Below are 658 nucleotides of genomic sequence, written 5' to 3' on the forward strand. Positions count from 1 at the left end.
AGGGACTGGGGATTATTGCAGGCGTCGAGGATGTGTTGCGCCCGTGTTGGCGGGAAGCAGGTCAGCAAATTCTGGTGGAACTTGCTCTTCAGCACGGGCATGCCCTCCTCTCTACGGCGTCGATGGCCTATGGGGTATTCCACCTCAGCAACATCCGTTTTTGTACCGTCGCTGAAAAAAACCTGTATCGCATTGGCGATGGAACGCTTATCCGGGTCGAGGTAATCGCGGGTGTACTCTTCGCTTTCCACGACTTCCATTTTATTCCGCAGGGTGTCGATCATCGGGTTGTTGGCGTGGAAGCTGTCTTCGTAGTGGTCGGCATTGAGGTCCCCCATGATCAAGGGCACGGCAATCATGTACTGCAGGCAATGGTCCCGGTCCGCCGGGTTGGCCAGTGGTCCCTCTTTGGAAATGATGCGGATGGCTGATTCATGGGTGGTTACGACAATTTTGTCGATCTCATCCAGGCGGTTTTTTACCTCCGGATGCAGCAATACCGCAGCCTCGCATGCCGTTTGCGCGTGGAACTCGGCCGGGAAGCGAATTTTAAAAAGGATGTTTTCCATCACGTAAGAGCCATAACCGCGCTGGAAGCTGAATTGACGCTGTTCTTCCGGCTTGATGGCCTGGTCCTTGTTGGTCTTGCTGAACAGCA

Annotated in this window: 1 pseudogene; it reads right to left on the reverse strand. The window is 54.4% G+C overall.

Annotated elements, in window-relative coordinates:
* Positions 1-658 (reverse strand): annotated as a pseudogene (locus A3730_RS01095) (MmgE/PrpD family protein); the annotation flags it as partial.

It is taken from the genome of Alcanivorax sp. HI0044 (assembly GCF_001634945.1).